General features: G+C 69.0%; 12 protein-coding genes, 1 tRNA gene and 1 pseudogene. 7 read left to right on the forward strand and 7 right to left on the reverse strand.

The window, feature by feature from the left end:
* Positions 1-66: 66 nt before the first annotated feature.
* Positions 67-621 (reverse strand): PPA1309 family protein, encoded by a 555-nt coding sequence (locus Q6348_RS14010; RefSeq protein WP_350339681.1) that lies wholly within the window; start codon positions 619-621, stop codon positions 67-69.
* Between the two features lie 153 nt (positions 622-774).
* Between Q6348_RS14010 and Q6348_RS14015 the strand changes: the two genes are divergently transcribed.
* On the forward strand, positions 775-3,792 hold the full coding sequence (locus Q6348_RS14015; protein ID WP_304602019.1) for a UPF0182 family membrane protein: 3,018 nt from the start codon (positions 775-777) through the stop codon (positions 3,790-3,792).
* Positions 3,793-3,882: 90 nt separating this feature from the next.
* Here the strand turns inward: Q6348_RS14015 and Q6348_RS14020 are convergent, their stop codons facing one another.
* Both Q6348_RS14020 and Q6348_RS14025 read right to left on the reverse strand, forming a co-directional pair.
* Positions 3,883-4,734, reverse strand: a complete 852-nt coding sequence (locus Q6348_RS14020; RefSeq protein ID WP_304602020.1) for a dioxygenase family protein — start codon at positions 4,732-4,734, stop codon at positions 3,883-3,885.
* Positions 4,735-4,736: 2 nt separating this feature from the next.
* Positions 4,737-5,309, reverse strand: coding sequence for an NADPH-dependent F420 reductase (locus tag Q6348_RS14025; protein WP_304602021.1), 573 nt, complete (start codon positions 5,307-5,309; stop codon positions 4,737-4,739).
* A gap of 110 nt (positions 5,310-5,419) precedes the next feature.
* Between Q6348_RS14025 and Q6348_RS14030 the strand changes: the two genes are divergently transcribed.
* Complete coding sequence (locus tag Q6348_RS14030; RefSeq protein WP_434062036.1) at positions 5,420-5,917, forward strand: MarR family winged helix-turn-helix transcriptional regulator; 498 nt, start codon at positions 5,420-5,422, stop codon at positions 5,915-5,917.
* On the opposite strand, the gene Q6348_RS14035 is transcribed toward Q6348_RS14030, so the two are convergent.
* Positions 5,914-7,194, reverse strand: a complete 1,281-nt coding sequence (locus tag Q6348_RS14035) for a sensor domain-containing phosphodiesterase (protein WP_304602023.1) — start codon at positions 7,192-7,194, stop codon at positions 5,914-5,916. The two genes, Q6348_RS14030 and Q6348_RS14035, sit on opposite strands and share 4 nt — an antisense overlap.
* Positions 7,195-7,815: 621 nt before the next feature.
* Between Q6348_RS14035 and Q6348_RS14040 the strand changes: the two genes are divergently transcribed.
* The 3 genes from Q6348_RS14040 (at position 7,816) to Q6348_RS14050 (ending at position 13,010) form a co-directional block, all read left to right on the forward strand.
* Positions 7,816-7,889 (forward strand) — tRNA-Met (locus tag Q6348_RS14040).
* Positions 7,890-8,199: 310 nt separating this feature from the next.
* On the forward strand, positions 8,200-10,077 hold the full coding sequence (locus Q6348_RS14045; RefSeq protein ID WP_304602024.1) for a site-specific DNA-methyltransferase: 1,878 nt from the start codon (positions 8,200-8,202) through the stop codon (positions 10,075-10,077).
* On the forward strand, positions 10,074-13,010 hold the full coding sequence (locus tag Q6348_RS14050; RefSeq protein ID WP_304602025.1) for a DEAD/DEAH box helicase family protein: 2,937 nt from the start codon (positions 10,074-10,076) through the stop codon (positions 13,008-13,010). Before Q6348_RS14045 ends, Q6348_RS14050 begins: the two co-directional genes overlap by 4 nt.
* Before the next feature lie 196 nt (positions 13,011-13,206).
* Here Q6348_RS14050 and Q6348_RS14055 read toward each other — a convergent pair whose 3' ends face one another.
* Positions 13,207-13,620 carry a hypothetical protein gene (locus Q6348_RS14055; protein ID WP_304602026.1) on the reverse strand — a complete coding sequence of 138 codons (414 nt, stop codon included), beginning with the start codon at positions 13,618-13,620 and terminating at the stop codon, positions 13,207-13,209.
* A gap of 936 nt (positions 13,621-14,556) precedes the next feature.
* Between Q6348_RS14055 and Q6348_RS14060 the strand changes: the two are divergent.
* Both Q6348_RS14060 and Q6348_RS14065 read left to right on the forward strand, forming a co-directional pair.
* A pseudogene (locus Q6348_RS14060) lies at positions 14,557-15,030 on the forward strand (phosphoenolpyruvate hydrolase family protein); the annotation flags it as partial.
* A gap of 67 nt (positions 15,031-15,097) precedes the next feature.
* Complete coding sequence (locus Q6348_RS14065; protein WP_304602027.1) at positions 15,098-15,415, forward strand: phosphoenolpyruvate hydrolase family protein; 318 nt, start codon at positions 15,098-15,100, stop codon at positions 15,413-15,415.
* Between the two features lie 112 nt (positions 15,416-15,527).
* Here Q6348_RS14065 and Q6348_RS14070 read toward each other — a convergent pair whose 3' ends face one another.
* Positions 15,528-16,646, reverse strand: a complete 1,119-nt coding sequence (locus Q6348_RS14070; protein WP_304602028.1) for a tyrosine-type recombinase/integrase — start codon at positions 16,644-16,646, stop codon at positions 15,528-15,530.
* A gap of 341 nt (positions 16,647-16,987) precedes the next feature.
* On the reverse strand, positions 16,988-17,404 hold the full coding sequence (locus Q6348_RS14075; RefSeq protein WP_304602029.1) for a hypothetical protein: 417 nt from the start codon (positions 17,402-17,404) through the stop codon (positions 16,988-16,990).
* Between the last annotated feature and the right edge of the window lie 8 nt (positions 17,405-17,412).

The following is a 17,412-nucleotide window of genomic DNA, read 5'->3' on the forward strand; positions in this document are numbered from 1 at the left end:
CGACGAACGCCGCGATCTGCGACCGGCGCCGCGATCTGCGACCGGGGGCGCGGACGCGGCTTGGCCCTACAGGAGGGTGGCGGCTACTGCGTCGGTGAGGCCGGGGACCAGGTCGGGGCCGGCGGCGACCGCGGCGTCGTCGTCGTTCGCCCGGGTGCGCAGCACGCACCAGCGGGGGCCGTCGCGCAGCGCCCCCGCGGCAAGGCGCACGTCCTGACGCTCCGGGTGGGACATCAGGTACTGCACGGCCTGTTGCGGGTCGGCGGGCATGTCCCGCTCGGCGCTGCTGGGTAGCACGACCCGTTCGACGACCACAGCGGCGCCGTGCACGGTGTCCGGCCATGCGAGGCCCCCGAGCAGCTGCTCCAGGTCCTCGGCGGCCGGCAGCCCCTCCTGCTCGACCGCGGTGAGGTGCTCGGGGTCCAGCCGCGCGGCGACCATCGTCTCCGGCGGGAGCTGGCCGGCGAGCTCGGGCTCGGCCTCGAGCGCGGCGGCGGTGCGCACCAGCGCGAACACCCGCACCGGGCCGTCCCAGCCGGCGCTCGCCACGTGCCGTTCGATCTCCCGCATGACGCGGTCCAGCGCCTGGACCGCGGCGTCGTCGCTGCTCGAGGTGCTCACCGCGCCATGGTGTCACGCCCTCGGCGGGAGGTTCCGCGCCCGCGCGCCGGGCACGTGTGGGAACCTGGGCCCGTGCTCGTCCGTTGACCCGACCGACGCGTGCGCGCCGAATGCCCGTCCCCAGCCGAGCCCCGACCATGAGGACCACCTGACGTGACCTTCGCACGACCCAGCCGACCTTCCTCCGGCTCCGGTGGACCGCGCCGCAAGCGTGGGCCTCTCGGGCCGACGATCGCGATCATCATCGGGCTCGTCGTGCTCGTGATGATCATGGCCCAGGTGTGGACCGAGGTGCTCTGGTTCCGCCAGGTGGGCTACCTCGGCGTGCTCACGACGCAGTGGATCACGCGGGCCATCCTCTTCGTGGCCGGCTTCGTGGTGATGGGCGTGGCGGTGTGGGCGTCGCTCGCGGTCGCGTACCGCAGCCGGCCCGTGTACGCACCGTCCACGCCCGAGCAGGCGTCGCTGGACCAGTACCGGGAGATGATCGAGCCGCTGCGCCGGCTCGTGATGATCGCCGGGCCCGCGGTGGTCGGCTTCTTCGCGGGGTCGGCCGCCTCGGCGCAGTGGCAGGACGTGCTGCTGTTCCTCAACCGGACGTCGTTCGGCACGACGGACCCGCAGTTCGGGCTGGACGTGTCGTTCTACCTGTTCGTGCTCCCGATGCTGCGGTTCGTGGTGTCCTTCCTGCTCGCGGTGGCCGTGGTCGCCGGGATCGCGGGGCTGGCCACCCACTACCTGTACGGCGGCCTGCGCGTCGGCGGGGGCAGCGGCCCGCGCACGATCCCCGCGGCGCGCGTGCAGCTGGGGGTGACGGCCGCGGTGATCATCGCCCTGATCGGGGTGAACTACTGGCTGGACCGGTACTCGCTGCTGACCAAGACCTCGGCGGACGCGACGGTGCCCGGTGGGGCGTCGTACACGGACGTCAACGCCGTGATGCCGGCGAAGGCGATCCTGACCGGCGTGGCGGCGCTGATCGCGATCGTGTTCCTGTACGCCGCGTTCCGGGGGACGTGGCGGGTGCCGGTGATCGGCGTCGGCCTCATGGTCATCTCGGCGATCCTCGTCGGGGGGATCTACCCAGCGGTCGTGCAGCGCTTCCAGGTGCAGCCCAACCAGCAGTCGGCGGAGTCGGAGTACATCCAGCGGAACATCGATGCGACCAAGGCGGCCTTCGGGTTGTCGGACGCGGAGATCACGCCGTACGACGCGAAGCTGACGGCCACGGCCGGGGCGCTGCGCTCGGACGCCGAGACCACGGCGAGCATCCGGTTGCTGGACCCGGCGATCGTCAGCCCGTCGTTCCGCCAGCTCCAGCAGAACAAGCAGTACTACGACTTCCCCAAGACGCTGTCGGTGGACCGCTACAACATCGACGGGGAGAGCCGGGACACCGTCATCGCGGTGCGTGAGCTCAACCTGGGCGGCCTGGACTCCGCGCAGCGGACCTGGGTCAACGACCACACCGTGTTCACGCACGGGTTCGGCGTCGTGGCCGCCTACGGCAACACGACCGCCGCGGACGGCCGGCCGTCGTTCTACGAGGGCGGCATCCCGCCGGTCGGTGCGCTGGGCAAGTACGAGCCGCGGATCTACTTCGGCGAGAACCTGCCCGACTACTCGATCGTGGGCGCGCCGGCCGGCACCTCTCCGTGGGAGCTGGACTACCCGGACGACTCCGCGGGCGGCCAGGTCAACACCACCTTCCCGACCGCCGAGGTCAAGGCGGGCCCGAGCATCGGGAACCTGTGGAACAAGCTGCTGTACTCGCTGAAGTTCGGCTCGGAGCAGATCCTGTTCTCCAACCGGGTGACGCCGGACTCGCAGATCCTGTACGACCGCTCCCCGCAGGACCGCGTCAAGAAGGTCGCGCCGTACCTCACGCTCGACTCGAGCGTGTACCCGGCCGTGGTCGACGGGCGCGTGGTGTGGATCGTCGACGGGTACACGACGTCCGACCAGTACCCGTACTCGACGTCCAAGCAGCTCGAGCAGGTGACCCAGGACTCGCTCACCGCGCGGGGTGGTGCGCTGTCGGCGCTCGCGCCGGACGAGGTGAACTACCTGCGCAACTCGATCAAGGCCACGGTCGACGCGTACTCCGGCAAGGTCACGCTGTACTCCTGGGAGCCCACCGACCCGGTGCTGGAGACCTGGCAGAAGATCTTCCCCAACACGGTCAAGCCGATGAGCGACATCAGCGGTGCGCTGATGAGCCACCTGCGCTACCCGCAGGACCTGTTCAAGGTGCAGCGCGACCTGATGGCGCACTACCACGTGGGCACCGCGTCGGAGTTCTACTCCGGCCAGGACTTCTGGCGGAACCCGGAGGACCCGGTCAACTCCAGCGAGCTCCAGCCGCCGTACTACCTGACGTTGAAGATGCCGAGCCAGGACAACCCGACGTTCTCCCTGACCTCGGTGTTCATCCCCGGCGGTAACACCGACCGGCAGGTGCTCACGGGCTTCATGGCGGTCGACGCGGAGCCGGGCGACACCGCAGGCCAGCGCCGGGCGGACTACGGCAAGATCCGCATCCTGGAGCTGCCGCGCAACTCGACGGTGCCCGGACCCGGCCAGGTGCAGAACGCGTTCAACTCGGACCCGAACGTGTCGGAGAGCCTGAACGTGCTCCGGCTGGGCAGCTCCACGGTGGTCAGCGGGAACCTGCTGACCCTGCCGGTGGGCGGTGGTCTGCTGTACGTGCAACCCGTGTACGTGCAGTCCTCGGCGGGCACCAAGTTCCCGTTGCTGCAACGCGTGCTGGTGGCGTTCGGCGAGAACATCGGGTTCTCGGACACGTTGGGCGGCGCGCTGGACCAGGTGTTCGGCGGTGACGCGGGGGTCGACACCCCGGGCCCGACGGACAGCGGTGTCCCGAACGCCCCCACGAACGGAGGCAGTACCGGCGGCTCGACGTCGTCGCCCACCACCTCGCCCACGACGAGTCCGTCGAGCAGTCCGACGACGAGCCCCACGACGCCTCCCGCCGGGGACGCGCAGGCTGCGCTGAACGACGCGCTGCAGCGGGCCAAGCAGGCGCTGGACGACGGTCAGGCGGCCCTGACACGCGGTGACTTCGCCGCGTACGGCGAGGCGCAGAAGCGGCTCCAGGCGGCGCTGACCGACGCGATCACGGCCGAGGCCCAGCTCAACAACGGCGGCTGAGACCCGAGGGTCCCGTCGCGCAGCACGCGCGACGGGACCCTCGGTGCTTCCCGGCGATCTGCGACGGGCCCCCGTGTGGAGGGGGCGTCGTCAGGCGACCTCGATCGAGCGGCGCGCGAGGCCCCACCAGAAGCCGTCCAGGGCGGTGGTCACCGTGCCCGGCACGGTGGCCGCGCCCAGGGTCAGGAACAGCGGCGTGAAGTGCTCGACGGTGGGGTGCGCGTACGGCATGCCCGGTGCGCGGTCGCGGTAGCCGGCGAGCTCGTCGACGTCGCCGCGGGCCAGGGCGTCGGCGGCCCACGCGTCGAACTCGGCCGACCAGCCGGGCACGCGCGACAGGTCGCCCCAGGGCAGGAACGGCAGCCCGTGGGTCATGAACCCCGAGCCCACCACGAGCACGCCGTGCTCGCGCAGGGTCCGCAACCGCCGCCCGAGCTCGAGCAGCCGGCCGGGCTCGTGCGTCGGCATGCTGAGCTGGAGCACGGGGACGGAGCCGTCGGGGTACATCGCCAGCAGCGGCACCCAGGCGCCGTGGTCGAGCCCGCGCGCGGTGTGCTCGTGCAGCGCCTCGGAGGCGGGCAGCACGGAGCGGACCAGGGCGGCCAGGTCGCCGGCGTCGGGCGTGTCGTACCGCAGCCGGTAGTACAGCGGGTCGAACCCGCCGAAGTCGTAGACCAGGTCGGCCCGGCCGTCGGTGGTGGACAGCGCGAGGGGAGCGGACTCCCAGTGCGCGGAGACGATGAGGATCGCGCGCGGGGTGGGCAGCCGCCGGGCCCAGGCGTGCAGGTCGTCCATCCACGCGGCGTCCTCGAGCAGCGGCGGGGCGCCGTGCGACAGGTACAGCGCGGGCAGCGGGCCGTCGGACGGGGTCCACGGGCGGCGCGGCACGGCGGTGTCCAGCCGCGCCGCGCGCTCGCGGAACTGCGCGTAGGGGTGGGTCATGGTCAGTCGGCCAGCGCGAAGCCGCCGGTCCACGAGGTCCGCTCGGCGGCGGCCAGGGTGATCTGCAGGAAGCCGAGCGCCTCGAGCTCGCGGGCCCGCTTGAGCGCGCCTGCGTCCACGGCCCGCAGGCCCCCGGCCTCGACGACTGAGGACAGTGTGGCCTTCGCGTCCGCGTCGTCCCCGGCGATGAGCACGGTGGTGGGCCGGGCGAGCACGGAGCCCGCGGCCAGCGCGCCGGCGAACGTGGTGTTGAAGGCCTTGAGCACGCGTGCGGTGGGCAGCGCGGCGGCGATCTCGGCGGCGGCCGAGGAGTCCGCGGGCACCACCAGGGAGTCGAACGTGGCGAAGTCGACGGGATTGGTCAGGTCCACGACCACGGTGCCCGCCATCGCCGAGCCGTAGGTCTCCAGGACGTCGGCGAGGGAGGGGTAGGGGATCGCGAGGATGACGACGTCGGTCCCGGACGGCAGGTCCTCGCCGCGGTGCACGAGGGTGTGCGGGGTGTCGCCCCGGCTGAGCACGGCGTCCAGGGCCTGTCCCATGGTCCCGGTGCCGATGATGCTGACGTGCGTCATGACGTCCTCCCGTGTCGATCAGGACCTCGTCGGCCCATTTGGTTGAAGTGACAACTAACACGCTAGGGCGCAATGGTTGAAGCGTCAAGTGTTCCGGTAGGATGCGGGGCATGACGCGTTGGCTGACCGAGGACGAGCTGCAGGCCTGGGTGCGCCTGGTCGCGGTGGTCGAGCTGCTGCCGGGCTCGCTCGAGCAGCAGCTGCGCCGGGACTCCGGGCTGTCGCACTTCGAGTACTACGTCATGGCGATGCTCTCCGAGGCGCCAGAACGCCGGCTGCGGATGACCGCGCTCGCCGCGCGGTCCAACGCGACCCTGTCCCGGCTGTCGCACGTGGTCAGCCGGCTCGAGGACCGGGGGCTGGTCGAGCGGGCGCCGTGCCCGGCGGATGGCCGGGCCACCAACGCGGTGCTGACCGAGGCCGGGTGGCGGGCCGTCGAGGCGGCGGCTCCGGGTCACGTGGAGCAGGTGCGCCGCACGGTGCTGGATGCGCTCGAGCCGCAGCAGGTCGACCAGCTGCGGGCGATCGCGGGCGCGATCCTCGACCGGCTCGACCCCGACGGCGTGATGACCGCCCCATACTCGCGGCCGCAGGGGCAGCGCGCCTAAGCGCGGGCCAGGGTGCGCAGGGCCGCCATCGTGTTGTCGATGGTGTCCGCGTGGCCGAAGTGCCAGCCCTGTGCGTAGCCGCAGTGCATCGACAGCAGCCGGACGGCCTGCTGAGGCACCTCCACGCCCTCGGCGATCACGTGCAGGCCCAGGTCCCGGGCCATCGCGACGGTCGACCCGACCACGGTCTCCAGGCGGGGGTCGTCGAGCATCCGGCTCGTCAGCGCACGGTCCAGCTTGAGCACGCTCAGCGGCAGGCTGAGCAGTCGCGTCAGCGAGGAGTGCCCGGCGCCGTAGTCGTCCAGGGCGATCTGCACGCCGGCGTCGTCGAGCGCCCGGAGCTGGGTGACCGCGGCCTCCCGGTCCACGAACGCGGCCGTCTCGGTGACCTCCACCACGAGCGCGTCGGGTCCCAGTGCCCGCTCCTGCAGGTCGGCCATGAGCTCGGCCGCGAGCTGCGGGCGGGCCAGCTCGATGGGCGAGATGTTGATGCTGAGCTGGATCGAGGCCGCGGACGAGCCCAGCCGTCGGATGCGCGTCAGCGCATCCATCCCGCGCTGGCGCACCTGCCGGCCCACCGGGATCATCAACCCGCTGGCCTCGACCACCGGCAGGAAGTCCCCGGGAGGCAGCAGGCCGTGCTCCGGGTGCTGCCAGCGGATCAGCGCCTCCAGGGCAACGGTCGAGCCGGTGCGCAGGTCCACGATGGGCTGCAGGTAGGGCACCAGCTCGCCGGCGTCGAGCGCGCGGCGGATCCGGGTGGGCTCCACCGGGCGCGCGTGACCCAGCGTGCGCCCGCCCCAGGCGTCCAGGCGGTGCAGCTCGAGGCGGTTCATGATGTGGTCCGCGAGCACGCGCAGAGCGTGCAGGTGCCGATCGGTGAGCTCGAGCGGTGCGGTGTGGTGCACCGCGAGGACGCCCAGCGGCAGGCCGTCCCGGCCGGTGAGCGGCACCGCGGCGAACGCCCGCACCGGTCCGTCCTGGGCGAACGGGTGGTCGGGGCGCAGCGCCCCCGGGATGTTCGGCAGCACCACGGGCTCCCCGCGCTCGACCGCGGCCGCAGAGACCGACATCGAGCGGGGGATGTTGCGCATCGGTGCGCCGAACGTGGCGTAGACCTCGACCTCGTCCTCGCCCAGGAAGCCGACCGCGGCGCTGCGAGTGCCGCAGAGCTGGGCGGCGAGCTCGGCGATGTCCGTCAGGTCCGGGCCCTGGCCGCCCAGGATCCCGTAGGTGAGCAGGGACTCGAGGCGGTCCAGCTCGCGCGGCAGGTCCATCACCGGACTCCTCCTCCCTGTCGTGGTCTGTATCGGCCGGTTCTGGGCCGGCTGAAGCGGTGGTTCGGCCGTGCCGTGGGGCGGCCACCCGGATGGGTGATCATCACCGGCGGCGGACCCCGCCGGTGTCGGGCCGGTGACCGTGCGTCACCCGGGTTCGGAGACGCTCAGGACGAAGGTCCTCTGATGAGCAGTGTCCTCGCCACGATAGATGGTGCGCCAGTCACCGAGCGTGCCTGGTGCCCGGGCAGCGATGCGTGCCGGGGGTCGGCAGGGGGCACAAGCAGGGGGACATCTCCATGAGCACGTCGCGCGGCAGGTCGCCGCGGTCCGCGGTGGCCGACGTCCGGCTGGGCGTGGTCGTGTTGTGACGCGCTGCGCCGACGGGGCGCGCCGGGACGGCGCGCTGAGGGTGCGCCAGGGAGGCGCGCCGAGGGTGCGCCGGTAGGCGCGCCGACGGGAGAGCCCTGGCCGGGCTCGCTGGGGGGCAGTCCGGCCAGGGCTGCCGTGCGGGGTGGGGTGCACGGGGTTTGGGGTGGACGGGCAGGGGCCGCGGCAGAGGGCGGAGGTTGGGGGCGATTTGCCGCTCCACCTACGGTCCCGTATCGTTGAGGTTCGCGACGCGGGGTGGAGCAGTTCGGTAGCTCGCTGGGCTCATAACCCAGAGGTCGCAGGTTCAAATCCTGCCCCCGCTACTTGTGAAGGTGCAGGTCAGAGGCCCTCTCGATCTTCGGATCGAGAGGGCCTCTGGCGTTGATGCACGCAGAATGCACGCATCGGTCAGGCGCGGACGCGTGCGGACGGCCTCGGTGGAGCGCGGAACGCTCGGGGTACTTGTTCTCGGTGAGCCTCTCGGCGCCAAGATGACCAGTGGCGGGTGAATCGACCCACGACTTCGCTACCCACGCTGCGGGACATTGCGAGGATGCCTGTCTCGGCCGCTACGTTGTCCGAGACCGCAGTGACAACGACGCGCGCCGCGGCGCGGAGGAGACAGCCCCAGCCATGAGCAAGTCGCTACTTGAACAGCTGCCTGGCATCGTGGCTGCGGGCAAGCGCCAGGCCCAGCAGGTGCTTGAGCAGCTTGAGGGCCGAAACCGCGTCACCCTTCAGACCCGCGAGTTGGTGATTCCGTCGAAGGACCGGACCGGTCTGAGCCTTTGGGCCGCACGCGACCCCGAGACCGACGCCGGGGACATTACTTCGCTGAACCGGCTGATCTATGGCGACAACCTCCTGGCGATGGCCGCGTTCCTGAGCGGCAACGATGAGACGCCGAGTCTGCGCGGCAAGATCGATCTGATCTACATCGACCCGCCGTTCGACTCCAAGGCCGACTATCGAACCAAGATCACGCTACCTGGCACGACCATCGAGCAGCGCCCGACCGTTATTGAGCAGTTCGCCTACTCGGACACTTGGGCGGACGGCACTGCGTCCTACCTCGCGATGATCACTCCGCGGCTGGTTCTGATGCGGGAACTACTCTCAAGCGAGGGATCGATCTTCGTTCATATCGACTACCACGTCGGTCACTACGTCAAGCTCGTCCTCGACGAAGTATTCGGGCGCGACAACATGCTTAACGAGATCATCTGGGCGTATACGGGCCCGTCGAACACAAAGAACTGGTTCCCTCGAAAGCATGACAACATTTTCTGGTACCGGAAGTCTAGCGGCCACATCTTCGATGGCGATGCCGTCCGTGTGCCTTACAAGAAGCTGGCCACCGGCAAGACGAGCGGGATCTTCAAGGAAGAGCACTTCTTGTCAGAGAATGGCAAGATCCCTGAGGACTGGTGGTCCGACATCACGACGGTAGGGCGCATCAAGGGAGAGGGTGTCGACTACGGCACCCAGAAGCCAATCCAGTTGCTGGAGCGGATCATAAAGGCATGCTCTCGTCCCGACTCGATCGTGGCCGACTTCTTTGTTGGATCGGGAACTACCGCAGCTGCTGCGGAGCGGCTCGGGCGCCGCTGGGTTGCGACCGATCTCGGCAAGCCCGCCGCGATGATTACCCGCAAGCGGCTTATCGACCAGGATGCCCGGCCTTTCCTGTATCAGGCGATAGGCGACTACCAGGTCGAGCAGGCCCGTTCGACGCTCGGCCGAAGCTTCCGCATCGGCGACCTCTCGCGGGTCGTGCTGGATCTTTATGGCGCGCTGCCTCTGCCGTCAGAAGAAAACGTCAACGGCAGCCTCGGCTGGATGCCGAACGGTCGCACACTCGTCTTTGCCGACAGCCCCTCGCGCCTGACGACGCCCTCGACGCTCAAGCGCGCCCAGGGTTACCGCGACACCAAGATGGGCGGCTTCGATAAGGTAGTTGTGCTGGGCTGGAACTTCTCGGCCGGTATTGGGCAGGACATTGCCGATCTGAACGACCCAAAGCTTGAGGTCCTGGTCATTCCCCCAGATCTCCTCGACAGCCTCAAGAAGAAGGGCTCTGACAAACTCGCCGGGACGGTCCGGTTCTCGAGCCTCCAGTACCTGCAGGCCGCGGTGACGGAGCGTGTCGTCGGGTCCGGTGCCCGCGAGTCGCTGACCGTCCGGCTGCAGAACTACGTCCTGCTGTCGCCGGAAGCCATCAACCTCGACGCGTCCAGCAGGGCAGCCCTTCAGGGCGTCATGAACACCGAGCCGTTGGCACTCATTGAGTACTGGGCGGTCGATCCCGACTACGACGGCGAGGTCTTCCGCTCGGTCTGGCAGGATTACCGGGGAAATATCGAGAACGACGCTGACGAACTGCGCGTCGTCACAACCGCCGAGCTCGACCTCCCTCCACATGACGGTCCTCGCACAGTCTGCATCCGTGCCGTCGACGTATTCGGGTTTGAGTCGGATGTGGTCCTGCCCAACGTCGAGGTGACGGCATGAGCGGCTTCGCAGACTTCCCCCTGGCCAAGGGGCTCGCCAAGATCGTCGACCCCCAGATCGCGGATCTCGTCGCCGGCGCCGGGGCGCCGATCCTGGAGCAGGTCACGCCTGTCACGGCCGAGCTGTTGCGCTACTGGTTCCAGCAGGACTATTGCGACCTGCGCGGGCTCAACTTCCATGCCGGTCAGCGGGCGGCCATTCTCAACACGATCTACGCGCATGAGGTTCTCAATGCGGCGAGGCTGAGCGATCTGTACAGTGCGGTAGCCGCTGATGCCTTGGCGACCGCCGGGGTGCTAAGCGAGGTGACGCGCGCGCGCCACAACCATCCCAAGTACGCCGCCAAGATGGCTACGGGCACCGGCAAGACGTGGGTCCTCAATGCGCTTCTCGTGTGGCAGCACCTGAATAACATCGCCAACCCGTCTGACCCTCGCTTCTCCAGCAACTTCTTGCTGGTGGCGCCCGGTCTGATCGTCTACGAGCGCTTGCTGGACTCCTTCCTGGGAAAGGAGCACGAGGGGGAGCGGGGCTTCGAGTCCAGCGACCTCTACTCGCAGCGCGACCTGTTCGTGCCCGAGACACACCGCAGCCAGGTCTTCGGGTTTCTGCAGTCGTCCGTGGTTGTCAAGAGCGACATCGGTCGCAAGGTGACCGGCTCCGGGATGGTCGCCATCACCAATTGGCATCTGCTAGCCGGCCAGGAGGACCCGGACTTCCTCGCCGACCAAACGGGGGAGGACGAGGTCGAAGCACCCGGCGCCGACATCGACCCCAAGGGGGCCGTAGAGAGCGTCTTTCCGCTGACACCGGGCACGGCGGCCGGCAACTCCCTGGACGTGCTAGACCGGCGCTTCCTGCGTGGCGGCCCGCTTGAGGCCCTCAAGGACCTCACTGACCTTGTCGTGTTCAACGACGAGGCGCACCACATTCACGAGATCCGGCGCACCGAAGAGGTCACCGATGTCGAGTGGCAGAGGAGTCTGAACGAGATCGCCGCGACCAAGGGGCGGCGCTTCATGCAGTTCGACTTCTCGGCCACGCCTTACAACGAAGTCGGCGGTCGCGGCGGCAACGGCAAGGAATACTTCCCGCACATCGTTGTCGACTTCGACCTCAACGCAGCTATGCGCGCCGGCCTGGTGAAGGCGCTGGCGCTCGACAAGCGTCGGGACATCGCCGCACTGCCTCTTGACTTCAAGGCCGAGCGCGACGAGCAGCGGCGGGTCACAGGGTTGTCCAATGGGCAGCGCGTGATGCTGCGAGCAGGGCTCAAGAAGCTGGAGATCCTGGAACGCCAGTTCGCCGGGGCCGACCGGGACAAGCACCCGAAGATGATGGTGGTCTGTGAGGACACTTCGGTCACGCCGCACGTCATCGAGTTTCTGAACAGCACCGGGTTGTCCGAGGACGACATCCTCCGTGTCGATTCCGGTCGCAAGGCCGAGCTCGGCATCAAGGATTGGGAGCCGATCCGCGAACGGCTCTTCGACATCGACAGGCACAAGCAGCCGCGGGTCATCGTCTCGGTTCTGATGTTGCGTGAGGGCTTCGACGTCGCCAACATCTGCGTCGTGGTTCCTCTGCGCTCGTCCGCGGCATCGATCCTGCTGGAGCAGACCATCGGGCGCGGGCTTCGCCTGATGTGGCGCGGAGACAGCGCTATCGATGAACTGAAGGCACAGACTCGAGAGCGCATCTCCAAGCGGCTTGAGCCGGACAACTACTTCGACGTGCTGTTCATCGTGGAGCACCCAGCGTTCTCGAAGTTCTACGACGACTTGCTGGCTGGCGGGCTGGCGGTCGAGGTCGGCGATGACTCAGACGGCACCACCGCCACCGGTGACCTGGAGCACGTCGATCTGCGGACCGGCTACGAGTCCTACGACTTCGAGGTGCCCATCATCCTGCGCGACGCTGACGAGGAGCTGCGAAAGCCCAGCGTCAACCCCCTCGAACTCACGCCAAGCAAGTACCAGCTCGACTGGCTCAGGAAGGCGGTCGGCAAGGGAGACCAGTTCGTGTCGCAGGATGCCCAGACCGGCACCCAGTACGGCGACTACCGCGTGGACGGCGGTGTGCTTACCGCTACGGGCTACAATGACTACCTCTCGCGCATGACGATTCGCATCTCCGAGGCCCTCAGCCGAGGAATGACGAGGAGCCAGTCGCACTACAACCAGCACGCCAAGTTCCCGATCCTGCAGGCATACCGGCCGCTGCTGACTGGCTGGCTCGACATCTACATCCGTAATCGGCTGTTCCAGCAGGAGTTCGACCCGCTGGTGGATGAGAATTGGCGTGTTTTGCTGCTAGATGACGTCGCGCAGGACCTCGCTGGCGTCTTCGCTACAAAGCTGGTCGAGCTCCAAGCGAGCCAGGTTGTAGCTTCGGCGGAGATCCAGCACCGCAGGCTCTCCGAGGTGAAGTCGATCCCCGTGCGCACCAGCACCGCTGTTGAGGTCACGAAGTGCATCTACCCAAAGCTTCCCGTGCCCTCTCAGGGCGGTGGCCTGGAGCGGGCTTTCATCCAGTGGGCCGATAGCGACTCCACGATCGAGGCGCTGGCCAAAGTGCACGAGTATCGCCATGAGTTCCTCCGCCGGCCATACCTCAAAGCTGACGGCATGCCAGCGCAGTACTCGCCCGACTTTCTTGTCCGCACCGCCGAAGCGGTCTACGTTGTCGAGACAAAGGCACAGACCGCTCTCAGTGACGACAATGTCAGACGCAAGCAAGTGTCAGCCACGACCTGGTGTGAGCAGATTAATGAACTGGAACCCGAGGAACGCGACGGCCACGAGTGGTACTACGTCCTGCTAGGCGAGACCCTCGTCCGTCAGTGGCGCGACAAGGGCGCGAAGGCATCTGACTTGCTGGAGTACGCTCGACTGCGGCGGCGTTCGGGGCCCGAGCAGGGCCGGATATTCTAGGGTCCGCCGTTTCTAGCCGGTTCCGAGCCACTGCAGTCCGGACAACTCGGCGCGTGCGGGGCTGTCGACATCGCTATCGATCCGGGCGCGGAGACGGCGGACCGCTGCATTGTCGTCGGCGGCCGCGGCTGCCTCAAGTGCGTCGCCAAGGAGTAGTTCCGAGGCCCCGTCGACGTTGAGCCCCTTGGTCGCTGCGTCAAGGCTCGTCGCCAGGTTCGAGCAAGAGGCGCCTCAGGACGGGAGCCACATCGGCGATGGTGCTGATCATGTGCTGGACGTCGTGCTCCGCCCATGAGTAATCCGCGTCCGGTACCCCGAGCAGGGGTCGGTCGCGCACGAGGTTCATCGCGGATCGCAGGTCGTCGGTCTCGTCGAGTCCGGCCGCGAGTCCCCGGCGAGCGAGTCTCTGGAAGTCGGACCAGTCGGTCGTGACCGCGTTCCCGAGTCGGTAGAAGCCGTCAGCGCCGACGACGGGGAGGACGTCCGCGCCGACGCGTTGCCGCGTCCGGTAGACGAGGCTGTTGCGGGTCTGGCTGTCGATGCGCTTGCCGTACCAGAGGGCCTTGTCGAGCTCGGGTCCCGTCGCACGTCCCCGGAGGGCGAGGTACACCAGGAGTTCGGTCGATCGCCGACTCAGGTGACCGGCGCGCTCTGGGAGACCCGTGATCACCACTGGTCCGAGTAGTTCGACCCGGACAGTCGAGGGCGGAGCGTCGGCGGCGTCGCCGTCCACGTCCTCGGCTGGGGGTAGCGCCGCCAGTGCGTCGATGATCTCGACCGTCAGCGGCGCGGGCCGCAGCGGCGGGCGTCGTCGACCGCTGGCGCAAGTGCCATTAGCTCGACCAGTCGGCCCAGACCCTCCGCGTTCAGGCGCTGAGGCTGGACCTGGATCCCGAGTGGCTCGACGCGGGCGCCGGCCTCGTCGGCGGTAACCGTCCACACTGGGTCCGACGCGGTGTGCAGTGTCACGACAACGGTGCCTGTCCACGGTCCCGGAGCCGGTTCCGCTGTGTCGGAGGAGTCGAACACGACAGGCAGCCAGACATCACCGACGAGCCGGTCCGATCGGGCCTGCAGCGTGTCGTCGAGACCGACTTCCGTCAGAGCGTGGCGCACATCGCTGAGTCGACGATCGGCCGTGCGCGTGATTGCCGCCGCGGGCGCGGTCTGCAGGCGGGCCGGGTCGCAGGCTCGGGCGAGTGGCTCGAAGTCCTGGCCGGCCGCGAGGCCGACGCGGCCCGTTGAGGTCGGAGGTGACGAGCTCGGCGACGAGCGCCCGGCGGAGGTCGGCTGCAACCGCCGGGTCGCCGCCGATGGTCAGCGTCCCCGCCGCTTCGAGGTTCAGGAGGACGGTTCCGTCGGCGGAGTGGCCGAGTGTCACGAGTGTCGGGAACGGCTCCGGGCGGCCCGGGTCGTCCGCACTCGGCATCGAGGTCAGTGCCCCGTGCGGCGTGTCGGTGCCCGGCGGCCTGTTCCACGACCCGGCCGCCGACCGCGCCCTGTTCGACGCCGTCCGGCGGGCGCCGTCGCGCCGCACGTAGACGTGATGAGCTCGACCTGCCCATCAACGACCCCGAGCCGCATCGCCCGTTCCGAGATCCTGCGACGCCTGGACGCCAAGCGAGCCGCCGGCCGGCCGATCGTCGGCGGAGGTGCTGGCACAGGCCTCTCGGCGAAGGCCGAGGAAGCCGGCGGGATCGACCTCATCGTGATCTACAACTCGGGCCGCTACCGGATGGCCGGCCGCGGCTCGCTGGCGGGCCTGCTGGCCTACGGGAACGCGAACGACGTCGTCGTCGAGATGGCCCGCGAGGTCCTGCCAGTGGTGCAGGACGCGCCCGTGCTGGCCGGTGTGAACGCAACCGACCCCTTCATGACGCTCGACGTCTTCCTCCCCGAGCTAGCCCGGCTCGGCTTCTCCGGCGTGCAGAGCTTCCCGACGGTCGGCCTCATCGACGGCCAGTTCCGCGCCAACCTGGAGGAGACCGGGATGGGCTTCGCCCACGAGGTCGAGCTGGTCCGCGCCGCCCACGAGCTCGACCTGCTCACCACCCCGTACGTGTTCTCCGCCGAGGACGCGGGTCGCCATGACCGAGGCCGGCGCCGACGTGGTGGTGGCCCACCTCGGCCTGACCACCGGCGGTGCGATCGGGGCGGACACCGCCCGAACCCTGGACCAGTCGATCGACGTCGTCCGGGAGTGGGCGGCGGCGGCCCGGTCGGTGCGCCAGGACGTGGTGGTGCTCTGCCACGGCGGCCCGGTGTCCGCGCCGAAGGACGTCGCCGTGGTGCTCGCCGCGGTGCCGGAGATCGACGGCTTCTACGGGGCGTCGTCGATGGAGCGGCTCCCGACGGAGGTCGCGATCGCGGACACGGTGCGGGAGTTCGGCGCGATCGAGAGATGACAGGAGTGTCGAGCGTTCGAGCGCCGCATGATGTGGCCGATGAGGCGAGGACAGGAGCATCGCCTCACCGGCCCTGAGCGCCGCGGTCCTGCTACCTCAGGTGTCGTGGAGTTCAGCGGCGTGTGCGGATGGCCTCGAAGGCGGCGAGTGCGCGCTGGTCGGCGTCGGGAAGGGTGTGCAGGTACTTCTGGGTGGTCATGATCTGGGCGTGGCCCATGCGTTCCATGACGGCTTTGAGGTCGGCGCCGCCGGCGAGGAGCCAGGAGGCGTGGGCATGGCGTAGGTCGTGCATGCGGGCGGGGAAGTCGATGCCGGCGCGTTGGACTGCGGGTCGCCAGTATCGGGTGTTGAAGGTGGCTCGGGACAGGGGTTCGCCGTGGGCCATTTCGCGCGAGGGGAAGAGCAGGTCGTCGCGGGCCAGGCCGAGCGTGGCAATGCGCGCGGCGAGTGCGTCGAGGAGGCCTTGGGACACGGTCAGGGTGCGTGGCTCGTCGTCCTTCGGGTAGGGCTTGACGATCATGCGCTGACCGGTGGGGGAGTCCTTGCGGGAGACCTCGACGATCGTCTCCTCGACGGTGATGGCGCGTCGGAGGAAGTCGATGTGGCGGGGTCGGAGTGCGATGAGTTCGCCCCAGCGCAGGCCGGTCTCGATGCCGGTGAGCACCAGGGGCCGGAAGCGTTCGGGGATCTCGGAGAGGATCGCGTCGAACTCGGCCGGGGTGAGGGTTCGGGCGCGCCGGGTGACGACTTTGGGGAGCTCGGTGTCGGCGCAGGGGTTGAAGGCGATGAGCCGGTCGCGCACGGCTCGGGCGAAGATCGAGTGGAGCATGGTGTGGTACTTGGCGATCGACCGCGGGGACAGGCCCTGATCGAGTGCGTGGGAGACCCAGCCCTGGATGGCCGACGGTGAGATCTTGCCGAGCTGCAGCCGGCCGAAGTAGGGCACGAAGTGGTTGCGGAGGTAGGAGGCGTAGCCGGCGCGGGTGGTGACCTCGAGGTGGCGGGAGGGCAGCCAGATGTGTTCGGCGTACTCGGCGAAGGTGATCTTGCCGGCGCCGGGGTCGATCCACTCCTGTCGGCGCACTCGTTCCTCGGCGCCGCGCGCGGCTGAGCGGGCGGCCCTCTCGCTTGCGAATACGCCGGCGGATCGGGTGCGGCCCTCGGGGTCGCGGTACATCCCGGCGTGACGGATGGCGCCGCTGCGGTCGGGCTTGCTGATGATCCAGACCATCGTGACTCAACCCCCGGTGCACGCAGAATGCACGCAGACGCGTCTGGATCCCGACGGACGGCCGCGGGCTAGCCCGGACGTCGAAATGGCACTTGACCTGCGGAAACGCATGCATCGATGCTAGTCAAGAGCGTGGAGAAGCGGTAGTCGGCCCGGCTCATAACCCAGAGGTCGCAGGTTCAAATCCTGCCCCCGCTACTTGTGAACGAAGGCCCGGACCAACTGGTCCGGGCCTTCGTCGTACACGTCCGGCGTGGCGCTTGAGGACGTTGCCGGTCCCGCTCTCGGCGCCGCGCGTCGAGTCACCAGGTGAGGAACATCGCTCAGTTCGGCAACCAACCTCACGTCGGGGTGATCGCTTTCACGAAGGAGCCTGCGCAGGTCGACGAGCGCATCTCGATTTGCCGGGTCCACGAGGTCGGCGCGCACTGCTTACCAGTACCTGTAGCGCTGCCCGACTCCGCGTTCAGGGCGAGCGGGGTCTTGCGGATGGTCGACTCGAGCCGCAGTCGCGAGGTGCGGTAGTGGGGGCTGCCGTCCGCGACGACGGTGGCCTCGCACGGGTCGAGCGGCTCGATGGTGTCGAGGCTTGCGTAGAAGCTCGCGGGGAGGTCGCGGACGAGTTCGCTGAGGCCCTGGACGTGGACGAGGAGGCCGTCGGCGGTCTCCTCCGCGGAGCGGACCAGCCACTCCTCGTCGCGGACGACGACAACTGAGCCGGGAGCGACGGTGATCCCGGAGCCTGCCGTCGTGGTCACTGCTGTCG

The sequence above is a fragment of the Actinotalea lenta genome (assembly GCF_030586465.1).
GTDB classification, from domain to species: Bacteria; Actinomycetota; Actinomycetes; order Actinomycetales; family Cellulomonadaceae; genus Actinotalea; species Actinotalea lenta.

Excerpts from the sequence above, each read along its gene's own strand:
- Q6348_RS14020 (WP_304602020.1), bottom strand. The coding sequence starts at position 4,734 with ATGACCCACCCCTACGCGCAGTTCCGCGAGCGCGCGGCGCGGCTGGAC.
- Q6348_RS14025 (WP_304602021.1), bottom strand. The coding sequence starts at position 5,309 with ATGACGCACGTCAGCATCATCGGCACCGGGACCATGGGACAGGCCCTG.
- Q6348_RS14030 (WP_434062036.1), top strand. The coding sequence starts at position 5,420 with ATGACGCGTTGGCTGACCGAGGACGAGCTGCAGGCCTGGGTGCGCCTG.
- Q6348_RS14035 (WP_304602023.1), bottom strand. The coding sequence starts at position 7,194 with ATGGACCTGCCGCGCGAGCTGGACCGCCTCGAGTCCCTGCTCACCTAC.
- Q6348_RS14045 (WP_304602024.1), top strand. The coding sequence starts at position 8,200 with ATGAGCAAGTCGCTACTTGAACAGCTGCCTGGCATCGTGGCTGCGGGC.
- Q6348_RS14050 (WP_304602025.1), top strand. The coding sequence starts at position 10,074 with ATGAGCGGCTTCGCAGACTTCCCCCTGGCCAAGGGGCTCGCCAAGATC.
- Q6348_RS14065 (WP_304602027.1), top strand. The coding sequence starts at position 15,098 with ATGACCGAGGCCGGCGCCGACGTGGTGGTGGCCCACCTCGGCCTGACC.
- Q6348_RS14070 (WP_304602028.1), bottom strand. The coding sequence starts at position 16,646 with ATGGTCTGGATCATCAGCAAGCCCGACCGCAGCGGCGCCATCCGTCAC.